Source organism: Pelatocladus sp. BLCC-F211, assembly GCF_041928655.1.
GTDB lineage: Bacteria > Cyanobacteriota > Cyanobacteriia > Cyanobacteriales > Nostocaceae > Pelatocladus.
Genome location: NZ_JBHFLM010000073.1, coordinates 1 through 17,919 on the forward strand (window position 1 = coordinate 1; position 17,919 = coordinate 17,919).

At 40.5% G+C, this 17,919-nt stretch carries 12 protein-coding genes, 1 tRNA gene and 1 riboswitch; of the genes, 7 read left to right on the plus strand and 6 right to left on the minus strand.

Annotated elements, in window-relative coordinates; all coding sequences use genetic code 11:
- Positions 1-225: 225 nt before the first annotated feature.
- On the plus strand, positions 226-537 hold the full coding sequence (locus ACE1AT_RS08460) for a hypothetical protein (protein ID WP_374867228.1): 312 nt from the start codon (positions 226-228) through the stop codon (positions 535-537).
- Between the two features lie 348 nt (positions 538-885).
- On the opposite strand, the gene ACE1AT_RS08465 is transcribed toward ACE1AT_RS08460, so the two are convergent.
- A complete protein-coding gene (locus ACE1AT_RS08465; protein WP_374867229.1) occupies positions 886-1,125 on the minus strand; it encodes a hypothetical protein in 240 nt (79 codons plus the stop codon).
- A 420-nt stretch (positions 1,126-1,545) separates the two neighbouring features.
- Here ACE1AT_RS08465 and ACE1AT_RS08470 point away from each other — a divergent pair, with 420 nt between their 5' ends.
- The gene (locus ACE1AT_RS08470; protein WP_374867231.1) at positions 1,546-2,646 is read left to right on the plus strand and encodes a GAF domain-containing protein; all 1,101 of its coding nucleotides are present in this window, start codon (positions 1,546-1,548) and stop codon (positions 2,644-2,646) included.
- A 354-nt stretch (positions 2,647-3,000) separates the two neighbouring features.
- Here ACE1AT_RS08470 and ACE1AT_RS08475 read toward each other — a convergent pair whose 3' ends face one another.
- Together ACE1AT_RS08475 and ACE1AT_RS08480 are read right to left on the minus strand one after the other, a co-directional pair.
- Complete coding sequence (locus ACE1AT_RS08475; protein ID WP_374867233.1) at positions 3,001-4,068, minus strand: glycosyltransferase family 4 protein; 1,068 nt, start codon at positions 4,066-4,068, stop codon at positions 3,001-3,003.
- A gap of 177 nt (positions 4,069-4,245) precedes the next feature.
- Positions 4,246-4,368 carry a hypothetical protein gene (locus ACE1AT_RS08480; protein WP_374867235.1) on the minus strand — a complete coding sequence of 41 codons (123 nt, stop codon included), beginning with the start codon at positions 4,366-4,368 and terminating at the stop codon, positions 4,246-4,248.
- A 562-nt stretch (positions 4,369-4,930) separates the two neighbouring features.
- Between ACE1AT_RS08480 and xth the strand changes: the two genes are divergently transcribed.
- Positions 4,931-5,713, plus strand: coding sequence for an exodeoxyribonuclease III (gene xth, locus ACE1AT_RS08485; protein ID WP_374867237.1), 783 nt, complete (start codon positions 4,931-4,933; stop codon positions 5,711-5,713).
- Positions 5,714-5,928: 215 nt separating this feature from the next.
- Here the strand turns inward: xth and gltX are convergent, their stop codons facing one another.
- The 3 genes from gltX to thiC form a co-directional block, all read right to left on the minus strand.
- Positions 5,929-7,377, minus strand: a complete 1,449-nt coding sequence (gltX, locus tag ACE1AT_RS08490) for a glutamate--tRNA ligase (RefSeq protein ID WP_374867239.1) — start codon at positions 7,375-7,377, stop codon at positions 5,929-5,931.
- A 144-nt stretch (positions 7,378-7,521) separates the two neighbouring features.
- Positions 7,522-7,595: transfer RNA gene (locus ACE1AT_RS08495), tRNA-Asp, on the minus strand.
- Positions 7,596-8,227: 632 nt separating this feature from the next.
- Entirely contained in the window at positions 8,228-9,610 is a 1,383-nt protein-coding gene (gene thiC, locus ACE1AT_RS08500) for a phosphomethylpyrimidine synthase (protein WP_374867241.1), read from the minus strand.
- Between the two features lie 7 nt (positions 9,611-9,617).
- A riboswitch (TPP riboswitch) is annotated at positions 9,618-9,712 on the minus strand.
- A gap of 209 nt (positions 9,713-9,921) precedes the next feature.
- On the opposite strand from thiC, the gene ACE1AT_RS08505 reads away from it, so the two are divergent.
- The 4 genes from ACE1AT_RS08505 (at position 9,922) to ACE1AT_RS08520 (ending at position 17,766) form a co-directional block, all read left to right on the plus strand.
- Positions 9,922-11,244, plus strand: coding sequence for an NACHT domain-containing protein (locus tag ACE1AT_RS08505; protein ID WP_374867243.1), 1,323 nt, complete (start codon positions 9,922-9,924; stop codon positions 11,242-11,244).
- The gene (locus ACE1AT_RS08510; protein ID WP_374867244.1) at positions 11,235-13,517 is read left to right on the plus strand and encodes an SUMF1/EgtB/PvdO family nonheme iron enzyme; all 2,283 of its coding nucleotides are present in this window, start codon (positions 11,235-11,237) and stop codon (positions 13,515-13,517) included. Before ACE1AT_RS08505 ends, ACE1AT_RS08510 begins: the two co-directional genes overlap by 10 nt.
- Before the next feature lie 478 nt (positions 13,518-13,995).
- Positions 13,996-15,540, plus strand: a complete 1,545-nt coding sequence (locus ACE1AT_RS08515; protein ID WP_374867246.1) for a pseudouridine synthase — start codon at positions 13,996-13,998, stop codon at positions 15,538-15,540.
- Positions 15,541-15,717: 177 nt separating this feature from the next.
- Positions 15,718-17,766, plus strand: coding sequence for a serine/threonine phosphatase (locus ACE1AT_RS08520; RefSeq protein WP_374867248.1), 2,049 nt, complete (start codon positions 15,718-15,720; stop codon positions 17,764-17,766).
- Positions 17,767-17,919: the final 153 nt, after the last annotated feature.

Genomic DNA, 17,919 nt, shown 5'->3' on the forward strand with positions numbered 1-17,919 from the left:
AAAGAGGAGTTTTTCAAAAAGGACATTATGTAGGTTGGGTGGAACGGAGTGTAACCCAACATTAACCAGACTATAATGTTGGGTTTCGCTGTCGCTACACCCAACCTATAAAACTACAGTTCTCAAAGTAGACTTGGTTTAAGAATAGTGCAAGTAATCAGTTAGTGAATTTGTGTGGGGTGGTATGTTAGTGAACTACATTGTATTGCAAATGAGGATGTAATTATGAGTGGATTAAAAATTGATAATCTAAGTTTTTGTGAAATAGAGCTTTATAATGATCTGCAAATTCAGGGTGGTTTATTCCCAAATCATGTTTTTCAAGACATATCAGATATTTTTCGAGATGATTTAGCTGAGTTTGATAAGCATCCAGGAGAATATTCTTTGGAAAAGGAGACAACAGATAAATTCGGAATCAAGCATAAAATTTCAGCAAAGAAAACTGAAAATAGTAAAGTTATAACTAGGACATCAAAAGGTACTAAAGATGGTATAAATTATGCTGGAAGTTTATCAGCAATATCAGTAATTTAATTAATTAGTACCTAAACGTGAAACAATTTGTTTGTAGTCAGATAGTTAATTTAGTATAGGCATAGCAAATCTTTGTTATGCCTATATTTAATTCTCATAAATATTTCGTTTAAGCTGTTAAATATATTATTTAATATTAAAATCAAATCCCTTGTTTTAGAAAAGTTTTTGAAAAACAAGGGATATACAAAAATATTAGATGGTTTAAATTATAATTACAAACAATCAATTTTCTTTCTAATATTTTTTATGGCTAATGCCAAAATTAAAAGTGAAACTTGTAGAATTGGATAAACCATCCTTATCATAACCTATGCTCACTCTTAATTAATTTTGCAAAATTAGCTGTTAAATGTCTTCCATGATTGAGTCTTGTAAAGTTTTTACTGAAGGTGACATTTCCATTAGCTTTTCATCAGCTTTTTTTAATCCAGATGTATCATCAGGATTGGAATTAGTGTAAGTATAAAATGATGAAGCACCACCAATTATCGTGTTTGGGGTTTCTACTAATTCATCAAATTTTAAATCAGCAATAATCATGTTATTTGTCCAACAAGAATTATTTAAGTTTTTTGCTGCTCTCATACTAACAAATAACCGAGTGTATTTGATTTATTATTTAAAAAATAAATCAAATAATCGCCCAAATATGTGTTTTTAATTTATGAACATTTGGAAAATAAATATGTCTTTTAAAATGTTTAAAATGAATCTTAGAACAACCATATGAGAGCATGTTTGAAAACTATAGGCGATCGCTCTGGATAAGCTAATTCCTGAAAAAATTTGGGTATGCTTATACTTATCTATAGGGATTAAATGCCTTTCACAACTACCAGCACCTGACGTGACATCCCATCGCGAGTTTTGGGGGTGACTGAGTTGCTTATGGCGTTAGGTTCGTTCTTGATTTAATTTAGGTCTTAAAAAAGTACCTCTGTGCGACTCACTAAAAAGATAGTTACCATTTAAAGTAATCAGCTACAGAACATCCAAACAGTAAAAGTGCCGTATTTAATCTACGCCCCTGAAACACCAAATGAGAGAGTTTATGAGTTGAAACAAGGATTTAACACCCTTGGTCGTAAAATCGACAATACTATTGTTTTGCTGGAAGAAACCGTATCTCGTTACCACGCGCAGATTCACGTCGCCCCCAATGGAGTGACGATTAAAGATTGTGGTAGTAGCAATCATACTTTTGTCAATCAAGTCAAAGTCACCGTCTCTCAACTTCGTGACGGCGATGCGATCGCTTGTGGTCAACTTCAGTTAAAATTCGTTCATTCCTTGAAAAAATCCCAGTCCCAACCGATCAGAGATCATCAAGAATCATTAAGCGATCATTTTAAACAAATTCCTCTCCCCCAAAGTGACTCGCAACTTCAGGATTTGGTCGCCCAGAAGCCAAGCGAAGACTCTATTATCAAATTAAAGTCTCGCGATCGCGAACAACAAACAGTCAACAAACTCAAAATTCTCTTAGAAGTCAGCAAACAACTTTGTTCACCTGACGAACCCGATCAACTTCTCCACAAGATTCTCGATTTAGTGTTTCAAATTATGAGAATCGATCACGCGGCGATTCTCTTAGTCGATGAACAGTCTCAACAACTCGAACTAAAAGCCAGCAAGTTACGAGAGGATCTTGCTGGCTATCAACAGCTTTACAGTAGCAAAATCGTCAATCTCGCTTATGAAAGCGGGGATGCAATTATCACTCAGGATGCTAAACGCGATCAGCGATTTAATGATTCTTTCTCAATTGTCCGAGAAGCAATTCAAAATTGCATGTGCGTACCTCTCAAAACTTATACGCAAGTGATCGGGGTGTTATACGTCGATAATTTATCTCCTCTGATCAGTTATACTGACGAAGATTTAGAGTTTTTGAGTGCTTTAGCAAACCAAGCAGCAGCAGCTATTCACATGTCTCGCGAGTTTTACAAACGCGAACAGAAGCTCAAACAAGAAGTATTAGATTTAAAAATTCAAATTGACCTGGCAAAAAAAGAAAGCGATGTTGCTGAGATTGTGAACCTTGATTATTTTCAAAAGTTGCAGCAATACGCAGAGCAGTTTAGAAACAAAGATAATCTTACTTGAAAAATTTCACTGAACAAGGCAAAAGAAAGACAAAATTTAAGAAAGTTCGTAGTAAGCACTTTAGTGCTTAAAAATTCAGGACTAAAGTGCTTACTACGAACTCTTCATTCAAACTTGACAAATTATTAGTCTCTAGCCCCAACTCTGCGTTCGATCGCAGTTGAGAGACTGTTAATATTAACATTTAACAGTGGTACTTCTTGCCGACATGTTTGACAAAACCAGTAGAATTCACCATGACGGACATGACGCAAGAGGGAATCTCCACAACATGGACATATGTTGCTTCTCATGCTCATACTAATGTCCTCCTTTAAAAAAATTATTGATTAAGATCCGCCAAGAAAAAATTATTTAAAACAGGATTTTTGCAGAATGAATTCGCCCATTTAAATTTGCGCGATTTTTGATCACTTGTTCATAAACCGCCTCGTACCCATTGACCATTTGGATAACGCTAAATCTGTTTTCTACGTATTCTCTGCATCGATGACGATTGAGTTCCAATGCTTTCGGAATCATCGCCGCCATTTCGTCAACATTTTGACAGATAAAACCAGTGACACCGTGATTAATAACTTCAGGTACAGAACCCAAACTCATCGCAATGACTGGCGTACCAGTGGCCATAGATTCAATCATTACCAAACCAAAAGGTTCTGGCCAAGTTATAGGAAATAAAGTAATAGCAGCATTCCCAAAAAGTGCTGCTTTCTCAGCGTGATTTATTTCTCCAAAAAACTGAATTTGCTGACCATCAATTTGAGGAGCAATTTCTTTTTCAAAAAATTCTGAATCTACGACATCTACTTTTCCAGCCATTTTCAAGCGCCAACCTGTTTTTTTGGCGATCGCGATCGCATGGTGTGGTCCCTTTTCTGGTGAAAAGCGTCCTAAGAATGCCAAATATGGTGGTTCTTGGGGTTTCTCTACAAAAAGATAATCGTTTGGGTTAATTCCGTTGTAAACTGTGCTAACGTAATTCAGGTTTATCTGTCTCTGCGCGTCGCTAATACTGATGTATGGTTGCTTTTGATGATGGTTGTAGACGTTGCAATTATCTTCAGTAAAATTGCCATGCAGAGTATGTACTGTAGGTGTTGACACCAAACTGGCCAAAGGTAAAGCCGAAACCCCTACATGAGAATGGATTAAATCGAATTCCGCCGCCTGTTGATAAACTTGGCTGAGTTCCAGCATCTCGTATGCTGTGTACTCTTTGACATTAGGGTCTAAACGCAATGCACGCGGATAAACTGCTTCTAACTTAGCCAAAGTTTGTGAATCTCCAGAAGCAAACAGTGTTACCTCATGACCACGACGAACTAATTCATCGGTCAGGCGACTCACTACCAGTTCAATTCCTCCGTAGGTTGGAGGCGGAACTCGTTCCCATAAAGGGGCTACTTGAGCGATCTTCATATATTGTTTTGGTTCAGCAGGTGATACAGTCCTCTATCAACAATTATCAATTATCAGTTATCAGTTATCAGTTGTTAATTTTACAGCTTGGATAATCATCCCTCCAGATTTAGTATTAGGAGTAGCTGAGTATTTATTAAGTTGACAACTGGTTACTGCTTATTGATTTCATAAGACTTATACCAATTCTGTATGAAGCTGCGCTAAATTTTCTTGACTTCTTCTTTCTTTGTGTTCTTTGTGTTCTTTGTGTTCTTTGTGTTCTTTGTGTTCTTTGTGTTCTACCCTGCGGGTAGACACGGAGTGGCTTCCGTAGGTAGCCGAGTAAAGCGCGTCTATCTGGTTCGTTCCTTATACAATTAGGCGCATCTTCATACAGAATTGGTATTACATACGTCGATCAAGCATTTGTACTTAACTATTTGACTTTAACATTAACCTAAATGACTCCCAAGAGTGCAATATTAGTTAACCTAACTTTGCAATTGCCTTGTAGTGCAGCAAGACAGAAAAAAGAAAATCAAAAGCTCAAACAAGAAACTTTTTATATATTCTTAATATTCTGATGATGCTTACCACAATCTAGTAGGTATTGCAGATCATCAGCACAAGCAATCAGGTAACTATACTAAATCAATTTAAAACCAGCAATATTTTAGTTGCATCTATCTTGGGGATCATAGATAATAAAAGATTTTGTAAGGAAAAATACTAAATTTTGTTAGAAGATCAATTTTGAGAAGTTGAGAAAGGAGAAGAAAGAATGGAAAATGAGGAATAGTAGTGCGAATAAGCTAACCATCAACAATTAATTATTAACTAATTACCCAGACTCTAACTATTGACTGTTAACTTTTAAATAATGAAAATTGCTACTTGGAATGTTAACTCTATTCGCACTCGTTTACAGCATGTTGTTGATTGGTTAATTCAAAATCCAATTGATGTGTTGTGCGTGCAAGAAACAAAAGTTATTGATGATAATTTTCCGCGATCGCCATTTGAAGAATTAGGCTATCATCTCTATTTTTCTGGTCAAAAATCTTACAATGGTGTTGCCATTCTCAGCCGACAACCTCTACAAAATGTCAGCACCAGTTTTACCGCAATCTTGCCAGAAATATCACCAGAATTTGACGAGCAAAAGCGAGTATTGACAGGTGTAATCAACGACATTAGAATTATTAATCTTTACGTACCCAATGGCTCCGCAGTTGGCAGCGAAAAGTACGAATATAAACTGCGTTGGTTGGCGATTCTACAAGAGTATTTACAAACTCTGCTAACATCAACCCCGGACATTTGTATGTGTGGTGACTTTAATATTGCCTTGGAAGATCAAGATATCCACGAAAAAGCGAATCCAGGAAATCACATAATGGCATCTGAAGGCGAACGCCAAGCACTGCGAGATATCTTAACACTGGGGTTTGCCGATGCTTTTCGCAAATTCACATCCGAAGGTGGACACTACACTTGGTGGGATTATCGCGCCGCATCATTCCGCCGCAATTTAGGTTGGCGAATTGACCATCATTATTTGACACCCAATTTGTACGAGCGTGCCAAAAGTTGCACCATTGATATTACTCCCCGCAAGTTAACCCAACCTAGCGACCATGCACCAGTAATTGTCGAATTTTGATATACGGGGATTTTCTTAGTGTCTTAGTGTCTTGGTGAGTCCACTTGCCGTCTTGGCGGTTCCCGTCACGTTCGCGTAGCGTCCCGGAGGGAACTTGGCAAGGTGGCGAACCCGTAGACACGAAGTGGCTTCTCGTAGAGTAGGGTGGTTAAATTTAAGATTTATTTTTTTACCACCAAGACACCAAGACACCAAGACACCAAAATTGTACCGACTTACTGAGATTCTAGTGTTGCTTTAATTAATCGAGACTGGTCTAAACCAATTTGATGCAATAGCAACCACGATTGAATCAAATCAGGGCCATGCATGTCTCCAGTTAAGGCTGCTCGCAGACTACGCATAATCAAACCTTTCTTAACATTTTGCTGTTTGACTACTTGCTTGATAATATCTTGGGCGCTGGCTTCGTTGAATTCCTGCTGGTTCTGTAATGCAGCGTTCACCGCCTCAATTGCAGCAGCAACACCTTCTTGTTTGAGTTGCACAGCAGCTTCTTCACTAAATTCCACTGCATCGGTAAAAAATAGTTTGCTCATGGCGACAGCATCCACAAGCCGAGTCAAACTAGGTTGAATTAAAACTACTAGTTGTTTTAACCAAGGACGTTCTTCTCGTCCTCCAGTCAATTTATACCCGGCTTCTTCCCAAAAAGGAATGAGTAAATCTGTCAGTTTATCTACTGGCATAGCGTGGATATACTGACTGTTGATCCAATCTAACTTTGCCCAGTCAAACTTTGCGCCTGCTTTATTCACACGCTCAAAGCTAAACTGTTGGGCTGCTTCTGGTAAAGTAAAAATTTCTTTTGTCGAGTCGGGAGCAGACCAACCCAACAATGTCATGTAATTGACCAAAGCTTCAGCAGTAAAGCCCATTTTTTGAAAGTCAGAAATAGAGGTAACGCCATCTCGTTTAGAAAGCTTGCGTCCTTCTTGATTGAGGATCAAGGGTGTGTGGGCAAACTCTGGGACTTTTGCTCCAAAGGCTTCATAGAGTAGGATTTGCTTGGCAGTATTGGCAATGTGGTCTTCTCCCCGGATGACATGGGTAATTTGCATATCTATGTCATCTACTACAACTGCAAAGTTATACAGAGGTTGACCAATACCATCAGCTGCGGCGCGAGCAATCACCATGTCACCGCCCAAATCACTACCGCGCCAAACCATTTGATCTCGGACTAAGTCATTCCAAACAATTTCTCGGTGGTCATCAATTTTGAAACGAATCACAAAGCTACGCCCTTCGGCTTTGTATGCGGCTTCTTGTTCTGGTGTCAAATTGCGATGACGATTATCATAACGAGGAGCCTCACCTCTAGCTTTTTGGCCTTCTCGTAATGCTTCTAGTTCCTCAGCAGTGGTGTAGCAGCGATAAGCTAGTCCTTGTTCTAGGAGACTTTGTACTGCTTGTTTATAAATATCTAGGCGTTGGGTTTGGAAGAAAGGCCCTTCATCCCAATTTAATCCCAGCCAGCGTAGTCCTTGGAGAATATTTTCTGTATATTCGGGACGCGATCGCTCTAAATCTGTATCTTCTATTCGTAAAATAAACTTGCCGTCGTGGTGACGGGCAAACAACCAGTTGAATACAGCCGTTCTCGCTGTACCAATATGTAAATTTCCAGTTGGACTAGGGGCAATACGTACTCTAACAGTCACAGCAAATTCGCAAATGATTGATTATCGCAAAGCATGATCATTGTAGGTTATTCTGGAAATAGTGTTATAAATTCCAAGAGTTTATATCATTTATATAAACTGAATAACACTATATCTAATCTAATATGTAAACTTTACTTTCTACGGGACTGACGGGGCTCGAACCCGCAACTTCCGCCGTGACAGGGCGGTGCTCTAACCAATTGAACTACAGTCCCTTGATTTGCAACTTTTTAATTATGCCTAACACCTTTAAAATTGTCAAGCTTTTTTGGAAAAGTTTCTTGACCGAAAGAAAAGCAGAGGATTTCAGTTTAGCCCACAATCCTTTGTACCAGACGCAAAATTACCCTGCGGGAACGCTAAAAGCGAACGCGTCTCTACAGACCAATTTTTTGTAGCAAAAATCCTTATACCATTTCTTTATGAGGCTGCGCGAAATTTGATTGACTTCTTCTTTCTTTGTGTTCTTTGCGCCCTACCCTGCGCTTCGACACTCCCTGTCTACTTGCAGAAGTCGCTAACGCGCCTACCGTAGATAGCCGAGTAAAGCGCGTCTATGTGGTTCGTTCCTTATATAACAATACGGTTCAGTTAAGAAGAAATGTAGGTTGGGTTGAGCGCAAGCGAAACCCAACAAAGCCTTGATAATGTTGGGTTACTCTGCGAGAAGCCGCGCAGGGCGCGTCTACGTTCCTCAACCCAACCTACGCTAGTTTTAGTTTTTAGCCTTAACTGAACCGTATTGCCTTATATAATTAGGCGCATCTTCATACAGAATTGGTATTAACACCAAGCGTATTGCTTTATAGCCTTGGAATTTCATTCCAAGGCGTACCGGAAAGACTGGTTAACTTTGTGTCACTACTTCTTGTTTATCCTTCGCCAAGAATTTCTCTAGTTCCGTCAATGCATCTGCATCTACTTTAGTTTGCATCGGACAGAATTTAGGCCCACACATCGAGCAAAACTCAGCAGTTTTATAAATATCTGCTGGTAAAGTTTCATCGTGATATTCCTTAGCTCTGTCGGGGTCAAGTGCTAATTCAAACTGACGATTCCAATCGAAGTTGTAACGGGCGCGGGAGAGTTCATCGTCTCTATCTCTTGCACCAGGACGGTGTCTGGCGATATCCGCCGCATGAGCTGCTATCTTGTAAGCAATTAATCCATTGCGTACATCTTCAGAATTTGGCAAACCTAAGTGTTCTTTAGGTGTAACATAGCACAACATAGCCGTGCCATACCAACCAGCCATGGCTGCACCAATCGCAGAGGTTATGTGGTCGTAACCAGGAGCAATGTCTGTTACCAATGGGCCAAGCACATAGAAAGGTGCTTCGGAACACTCTTCCATCTGCTTTTTAACGTTAAATTCAATTTGATCCATTGGTACGTGTCCAGGGCCTTCGACCATCACCTGCACGTCGTGTTCCCAAGCTTTGCGGGTTAATTGTCCCAGGGTTTTGAGTTCTGCTAATTGGGCTGCATCAGAAGCATCATGAGTACAACCAGGACGGAGTGAGTCACCCAAGCTAAATGAGACATCATATTTTTTGAAAATCTCAATAATATCTCGGTAGTGGGTGTAAAGCGGGTTTTGTTTATGATGGTGCAGCATCCATCTTGCCAAAATACCACCACCACGAGAGACAATGCCAGTTAGGCGGTTTCTGACTAAAGGCAAGTGTTCAATTAAAATCCCAGCGTGGATTGTCATGTAATCTACCCCTTGTTGGGCGTGTTTCTCAATTACATCCAGAAAATCCTCTGCTGTGAGATTTTCAATTCTACCATGTACACTTTCCAAAGCTTGATATACTGGCACTGTGCCAATGGGAACGGGTGAAGCTTTAATAATCGCGGTGCGAATTTCATCTAAGTTACCACCGCCAGTGGATAAATCCATGACGGTATCAGCCCCGTATTTTACCGCTAAATTTAGCTTTTCCAATTCCTCGTTAATTCCAGAAGAGTTGGGAGAAGCACCGATGTTAGCATTTACTTTACATTTGGAAGCAATACCAATACACATTGGTTCTAAATTTGTGTGATTGATATTTGCAGGAATAATCATCCGTCCCCGTGCTACCTCATCTCTGATTAGTTCAACGGGGAGGTTTTCTCGCCTAGCGACGTGGTGCATTTCTTCAGTAATGACACCTTGACGAGCGTAGTGCATTTGACTCACATTGCTCTCGCCTCTTCGCTTGGCAATCCATTCTGTCCGCATATTTGCTTTCCTCAATAAACAGCTTCCCTGCGCCGGCATTATCCGGATTCAGGTGCAAAGGGTATAATCTCAGCCTGGATGCAGGCACCCCTAGCATCAGTACTAATTTTAGCATTTTGGCAGGGGAGCAGATGAGGGAATTAACAATTTAGAACCATTCAAAGTGAGTGTGTACTCAAATCCGAATCTGGAAAAACCGTCATCATAAAGTTCGTAGTAAGGACTTTAGTCCTTATTTTCTAAGCACTAAAGTCCTTACTACGAACGGGTTAATATAAAAACAAACGCTGAGTTTGCTTGTTTTACCTCCTATGTCCAGATTTGTCAAAGCTTTGCTGCTACCACTGCTGACGATAATCGCCAATGGTTTCTTTGCTTGGACGACTAATCAATTTCCTAGTAAACAAGATTTAAATATTTCAGATTCACAAATATTTTGGTTAACAGTCGGATGTATAGTAACACTTCTGATTCTAACTTTACTATCCAATGACCCTCAACAGAATTCAGCGACTACAAATCAAAACTGGATTGGTGGCTTTTTACCTTTAGTAGGAGGTGTGATCCTAACAATACCGTTGTATTTCAAGTTAGTACCAACAGAATTTTCTCCAGTATTTTCTTATGCATCAATAGGAATGTTTGGCTTAGGAGCAGTACTACCGCCTGTGCTGATTTTACCCGAAACATGGCGTCAGAAAATGTTATGGCTGATTCCAGGTGCAACACTGTTTCTCACATTTCATTTTATTTGGGAAAAGCAATCAACGGCAGCAATTCTGTCTTTAATTTTTACAGTAATTATTACAGTTATAGTTGGTAGCCAAGAGTTTTGGAAGAAATTGATAGCTGAACTTTCAGCAATTTGGCAGGAATGGCAAAGACAAGGTGCAGCTAGTGTTGCTGCTTGGATTAAGAGCAAGGTTGAAGATTTGTGGATAGAATTAACCTCTCCATTTCAGCGTGAATATTACCAAGCTCTAATATACAAATGTCGAGACTTTGAGACACAGGGATTGAATTTAAACCGCATTCTGGAATTACAAAAGGTATTTGTACCACTCAAGATATCGGAAAATTATGCTGCAAATGTAAAACAAGACATCATTCAGCAGCACAAACGTGAAGCGAATAGCTCCAGGAAAAAACAAATTTGGGATTTTTTAGACAAGAGTGAATTTCGGCGCATGGTAATTTTGGGCGCACCAGGTTCGGGAAAAACAACACTTTTAAGACATTTGACGCTGATTTATGCCAGCAAGCAAGAGCGCAAAGTCTATCCTCAAGCACCAAAACTCATTCCAGTGTTATTGTATCTCCGAGAGGTGCGTCAGGAAATTATCACGAATAAACCTCCTTTGCCAGATTTGATTACTAAACAAGTACAGCATCTCAAAAAACGTCATCCACTTAATCCACCACCTAAGTGGTTTGCTGACAAATTAAAGCAAAACAAATGTTTAGTAATGTTAGATGGGTTGGATGAAGTAGCAAATGAACAAGAGCGTCAGCAGGTTAGTGCTTGGGTAGATGAAGAAATGGGACACTATCCAAACACAACTTTTATCTTAACTTCTCGACCAAACGGCTATAAATCAGCGCAGATAGCCGTCCCTTACGCATTATGGCGGTGAATCCTTTGTTGCTGACAATGATTGCTACAGTTCACTGTGGTGGTAGCGCTTTACCTGGAAAAAGAGTCGAGCTTTACAAGGAAATTTGCGAGATTGTACTTGAAAAACGACAAAGAGCTAAAAATAAGAATATACCCAATGCTCTACCAGCTTCCCAAAAGCAATCTGTTTTGCAAGTGCTAGCAATGGAACTGATGCAAAAAAATACTCGTGAGTTTACCTTATCTCAAGGAAAATCTCTGATTCAAGACCATTTGACAACATTTCCCCCAAATTTGGCTAATGCAGAAGATTTTCTCAAGCATATTCGCGATGACTGTGGGTTGTTAGTAGAAAAAGAACTGGATATTTATGAATTTGCTCACTTGAGTTTCCAAGAATATTTAGCAGCTGTTCAAATCAAAGAATCAAATCAAGAAGATTTATTAATCGCAAATATCAATAATTCTTGGTGGGCTGAAACCATCCGTCTCTATGCGGCTCAGATTAATAATGCCAGCAATTTGATGCGTGCAGTGATAAATATGCCTTCTCCATCTGTGAATGCTTTCGTACTTGTCTCGGATTACGAAGAAGAAGGTTGGCGTATTGACCCACAACTCAGGCAACAACTTATAGATAAACTTGATGCTGGGTTAGAGTCTAATGACCCAGAAATTTTTAAATTAGCAGCACAGGTGAAACTCACAAGACGATTGAACAACTTGCAGCCAGTTGATCAAAACTTAGAAATTGATACTAGTTATATTACCTGTGCCGAATATCAACTTTTTCTTGATGAGCAAGGCTCCAGCCAAATGAGATTTGATGCTGGAAATGCCAAACATCCTATAGTTGGAATGAGTTGGGAAAATACCCTTGGTTTCTGTAACTGGCTAAATCTCAATCCTTTCTCGCTAAGTATAAGTAATTATGAAAATTCTGAAAATAGTTCGGTGTACTATTACAGACTACCGACTTTAGCTGAAGCTGAAAATTATTTGGCTCAAGCAAAATGCTGGACTATAGATGGAGACAACACAGGAGAGAAGGAGATTTGCGTAGTTAAAAACCGAGTTGATCAAGAGTACACTGAACTCGTTAATTACCTTGCGGCTGGAGATTGGGAAAAAGCCGCTCAGGAAACTGTAAAAGTTATGCTGAAGGTAGCTAACCCACAAAGCAAGCGTGAGTTTGATGTCGCGTCGATAAAAAAACTTCCCTCCTGTCTTATTACTATCGATCAGCTTTGGATGCACTCCACAGGGCGCTTTGGTTGGGGTGTGCGAGATGCTAGATTATCTTCAGCTAAGAGTGACTTACGTTGTGGATGGTGGTTGAACACTTCTGGAAACCTCAAAGAAATTTTTGAGGCTCTTGTCCAAAAACATGATGCTTGCGGAATCAAGCCCTTACCGCCACTGTTTGCATTTGATGTTGTCACCGTCAACACCCAAGGACAGGAAATTCAATGGGAACGACGCCAAGCACAATACTTTACCGAAGACCTTGGTAATAGCGTCACTCTAGACATGGTTGCTATCAGAGGTGGTACGTTTACGATGGGTTCGCCCAAAACTGAAGCTGAAAGCCGAGATTCTGAACGCCCCCAGCAGGAGGTAACTGTTCCACCTTTTTTTATGGGTAAGTACCCCGTTACCCAAGCACAGTGGCGTCTGATCGCATCTCGTAAAGATTTAAAAGTCGATCGCGACCTTGAACCCAATCCTAGCAAATTCAAAGACAGCGATCGCTGTCCCGTAGAGCAAGTCTCTTGGTACGATGCAGTTGAGTTTTGTGCCAGATTATCGAAACAGACAGGAAAAGAATATCGTCTCCCCAGTGAAGCTGAATGGGAATACGCCTGTAGAGCCGGAACAACAACACCATTCCATTTTGGCGAAACAATCACATCAGAGTTAGCCAATTATCGTGCTACCGAAACTTACGGTGCTGGGGTAAAAGGAACATATCGAGAAAAAACAACAGAAGTGGGAAGCTTTGGAGTCGCTAACGCTTTTGGGCTATACGATATGCACGGGAACGTATGGGAATGGTGTCTTGATGATTGGCACGATAACTATGAAAGTGCGCCGACAGATGGTAGTGCGTGGTTTGATGATAATAATAACCTTTTTCAAAAGCAAAGAAGAGCCGTACTGCGGGGCGGTTCTTGCCTCAACTATCCTGCGATCTGCCGTTCTGCGTCTCGCAACGTCAACTATAGGCGCGACAACTTCTTCTACAATTTTGGTTTTCGTGTTGTCTGCGCGGTTGGGAGGATTCTTCAGTAGCCCTTTGTACTTTAGCCCTTTTGCCCTCTACACTTGTTCTTTTTTCCTTTTTTCCGCCGTCAGGCGGATCGATTTTTTCAGCGAAAATAAGCTATCGATGAGATAGGGAAAAGTGAAAATCGTTTAATTAATAAACAACGTTAAAACGTTTTGAACCAACGCTTTAATGTTCTCTATGGATCAAACAATTTTCGTGACCAACGTGAATTTTGAAGAGTGCGATCGCCATAGCAATCCTATATGATTTGTAAGAATCACAGAGCCTAATGATATCAGGTTCGGATAATTAGTTATACTTCCCACAGTCATTGCACCCCACCCCCAACCCCTCCCCGCAAGCGGGGAGGGGTGGCGAAGCCGGGGTGGGGTTCAAAGGGAATTATAAGTAATCAAGCGAACCTGATATGACTATTGTACAGACGCGATGAATCGCGTCTGTACCAATGACCAATAACAAATGACCAATGACCAATGACCAATGACAAATCACTATCGATATATCTTGTTCTACAAACCCTATGGGGTTCTGTGCCAGTTTACCCAAGATACTCCAACTCGTAGCACCTTAAAAGATTATATTTCAGTTCCCGATGTGTATCCGGTGGGGCGTTTGGACTGGGATAGTGAAGGTTTATTGTTGTTGACAAACCATGGACAACTGCAACATCGACTTTGTGATCCTCGGTTTGGCCATGAACGTACTTACTGGGTACAGGTGGAACGTATTCCTGATGATGTTGCTGTGCAAAAGTTAGAAGAAGGCGTCATAATTCAGGATTATCGCACTCGGCCGGCTAAGGTGCAACTATTGTCAGCAGAACCTACGTTAAGCGATCGCGACCCGCCAATTCGATTTCGTAAGAATGTACCGACAGCATGGTTGGAGATGACTTTGACTGAGGGAAAAAATCGCCAAGTACGGAGAATGACAGCTGCTGTAGGGTTTCCGACTTTAAGATTAGTACGAGTGGCGATCGCTCAGTTACACTTGGATAATTTAAAACCAGGTGAATGGCGTGATTTGAAACCAGACGAAATCAAGTCACTAAATAACTTATCTTTTCCAAATCGCTCTTTGAGAAAACAACAGCTTAATTTCAGCAAGTCTTCGGGAATAAACAGAGACTGTCCTGCCAGTCAAATGGTATGGGTAAAAGTAGGAGTGCGGGTATTGCATTCAGGGAAGGAAAACCCATTGATTCTAATGGTATGTGAAGACATAACCGAGCGAAAATTAGCAGAAGTTGCTCTCAAAGAAAGTCAAAAAGCCACACAAGCGCAATTGGAGGAATTAGAAACCCTCAATCGTCTCAAAGATGAATTTCTCAACACTATTTCCCACGAACTAAGGACGCCCCTTACCAACATGAAAATGGCCATACAGATGTTGGGAATTGCGCTCGACCAAGAGCAAAACTTGTTATCAGAAATGTCAAAACCTCATCTAGAACGTTCAAAAGTGGCTCGCTACTTCCAAATTTTAAACAATGAATGTGACAGAGAAATCAATCTCATTAATAAGTTTTTAGATTTGCAACGTTTGGATATAGATGCCAAACCCCTAGTATTAGAAACTATTCAAGTTCAAGAATGGTTAGAACGGGTAGTGAGGCTATTTAAAATACGCGATCGCAACAGTGATGCACATAATTTGCACATCAGGATAGCTGACAATCTTCCGAGTTTCATCTGCGATCAGTTTAGCTTGGAGCGTATTTTGATAGAACTGCTGACAAATGCCTGTAAATTTAGTCCAGCAGATGCAGAAATTATCATTGCTGCTCAGTCAAAAGCTAGTTTCATGCAAATTCAGGTTACTAATTATGGTATAGAAATTCCTGCATCTGAATTGCCACGCATCTTTGACAAATTTTACCGTATCCCCAGTAACGATCCTTTGAAACAGGGAGGTACAGGATTAGGTTTAACATTGGTACAAAAGATGACTAAGTATATAGGGGGAACAATTAAAGTCGAAAGTGGGTCTAACTATACTTGTTTTACTATTCAACTGCCGCTTTAACCTAATTCAACAGAATTCCCCACCTACAAGAGGGGTGGGGATGAATCAGACTGCTACAAAAACTCCCTTGTGAAACTACAATCATTTGTAGGTCTACTATAGGCAGGGGCTGCCGATTGTGGCACTTTGAGTGTAGTAGCCACAAGCACCTTGGTCGGGAATTAAGGAACTTCCACAATGCTGATTTGCCCTCAGTGTCAATTTGAAAACCCCAATTCCAACAAATTCTGTCAAAAATGTGGGGCGTCCCTGACCCATAAGTTCTGTCTGCAATGCGATACCCAAGTGCCTGTGAATGCACAAAAGTGTCATAACTGTGGTGCGGAATGTGGCAGAGTTTGGTGGGCAATTATTACCAAGAAAGAAAATTTAGAAGTCGGGGAAGTAGACTCTCATGACACCCAGAAGGAGAGAGATAGTGATCCGGAGAGTGAAATTGTCCCCACCTCATCGCGTCCGGTTGTCTCTGTTGCTTCTGCTAACCTATCCCTGCTTCCAGAAGACCCCTACTTAGATCAACAACAACGTTATCAGTTGCTAGAGTCACTGCCAAATTTGGGAGATTTAGCACCTCAGACTCAAGTGTATGTAAAAGTTTTAGATTGTTTGCCTTATCAGGTTTCTCCTCTGGAAGCTATGATCGCTAATCAGCATCAAGGGCTAGTAACACCTGCAATTGAAGCTAGTAGTGTTCCTGCTTCTGCGGCAGCATATGTGGCTCTAGCAGCTTATACTCATCAAGGCATACCGCCAATTCATGATGCTTGGCAAAACGAGAATATCGAGTTCATACTGATTGAAGACCGTTCTGATTGGCCCTGTTTACTGGATTTGTGGCACGATGAGTCAACGACTTCTCTACAAATGGTCAATTGTTGTTATCAGATGACAATACTTTGGGCTTTACTAGAACCTTTAAATTGTTGTCATAGTCTTTTGGATTTGTCGAATCTGCGGTTAGATGAAGACCAAGCAGTGGCATTACAGATATTATATATGTCACAATCTCATCCAAGCAATACTGATAGCCCACTAACCAATGAAGAGAACAACACATCCGAACGATGGGAAAAGGGTTTGAATATTCAAGCTTTGGCCGATGTTTGGCAAAAGCTTTTTAGAGAATCTCAGCGTACACAATTTGGTTCTTTGTTAGAACTGTTGACAGATTTGGAAACTGGTAAGATTGATACTTTGTTGCAATTACAGTCTGGTTTGCAGGCGATCGCCACAGAATTGCAACCAAACTCTAGTTTTGATCAGTCAGAGGTGAGTGCAACAGTCAATCTCGCTACTAATTCACCTACTCTTCTCCAATTAGATGACTCAGAAGCAGACCATGTCTCAAAAAATGATGATATGGCCACAATAGTGCTACCAATGCAGCTAATCAGCTTAGAACATGCTGGGCTGACCGATGTTGGGCGTCAACGACATCACAATGAAGACTACTTTGGTATTGATGCCAAAATCAGTAAGGTAGAATTGCCTTCTAGCCGCAATGTGCAGGCCCATGCTTTGTATATTATTTGTGATGGTATGGGTGGACATGCTGGTGGAGAAGTTGCAAGTGCTTTGGCTGTTAACACTTTGCAAAAATACTTTCAAACTCATGGGATTGAGAATGAATTACCCACAGAAGAGCAAATTCGTGAAGCAATAGGACAAGCAAACCAAGCAATTTACAATGTTAATCAACAAGATGCCCGTTCTGGCGTTGGGCGAATGGGTACAACCTTGGTGATGCTACTAATTCATGATACTCAAGCAGCTGTGGCTCATGTGGGTGATAGTCGTCTTTATCGCCTCACCCGCAAATGTGGTTTAGAACAAATAACAGTAGACCACGAAGTTGGCCAGCGGGAAATTTCGCGAGGAGTTGAGCCTAGTGTGGCATATACCCGCCCGGATGCATACCAACTCACACAAGCCCTTGGGCCACGTGATGAACACTCAATTTCTGCGGATGTGCAGTTTTTTGAGATTGCTGAAGATACTTTATTTGTTTTAGCTTCAGACGGTTTATCAGATAATGATTTACTAGAAACTCACTATTCAACTCATTTACTTCCCTTACTCAGTTCTGGCGCTAACCTGGAAACTGGCGTTCAGGATTTAATTGATTTGGCAAACAATTACAATGGTCATGACAACATCACCATTGTGCTAATTAGGGCAAAAGTACGCCCAGTATTAGATAGTCAAAAAGATATAGTTGATGGTTAATAGTTGTTTTTTGTTTGTTGTTTGTGTACCCTACGTTTCGACACGGAGTGGCTACTTGTACGCCTGTCGCTATGCGCCTATGGAGAAACAACCAGCAATCAACTACCAACTATTAACTATCAACTACCAAAAATTCCCATTCCCTTAGTTACT

Bases quoted from the DNA above. Each gene is read 5' to 3' on its own strand.
- ACE1AT_RS08460 (WP_374867228.1), top strand. From the start codon at position 226: ATGAGTGGATTAAAAATTGATAATCTAAGTTTTTGTGAAATAGAGCTT.
- ACE1AT_RS08515 (WP_374867246.1), top strand. From the start codon at position 13,996: ATGACAAATCACTATCGATATATCTTGTTCTACAAACCCTATGGGGTT.
- ACE1AT_RS08510 (WP_374867244.1), top strand. From the start codon at position 11,235: ATGGCGGTGAATCCTTTGTTGCTGACAATGATTGCTACAGTTCACTGT.
- ACE1AT_RS08505 (WP_374867243.1), top strand. From the start codon at position 9,922: ATGTCCAGATTTGTCAAAGCTTTGCTGCTACCACTGCTGACGATAATC.
- ACE1AT_RS08475 (WP_374867233.1), bottom strand. From the start codon at position 4,068: ATGAAGATCGCTCAAGTAGCCCCTTTATGGGAACGAGTTCCGCCTCCA.
- xth (WP_374867237.1), top strand. From the start codon at position 4,931: ATGAAAATTGCTACTTGGAATGTTAACTCTATTCGCACTCGTTTACAG.
- ACE1AT_RS08520 (WP_374867248.1), top strand. From the start codon at position 15,718: ATGCTGATTTGCCCTCAGTGTCAATTTGAAAACCCCAATTCCAACAAA.
- ACE1AT_RS08465 (WP_374867229.1), bottom strand. From the start codon at position 1,125: ATGAGAGCAGCAAAAAACTTAAATAATTCTTGTTGGACAAATAACATG.
- thiC (WP_374867241.1), bottom strand. From the start codon at position 9,610: ATGCGGACAGAATGGATTGCCAAGCGAAGAGGCGAGAGCAATGTGAGT.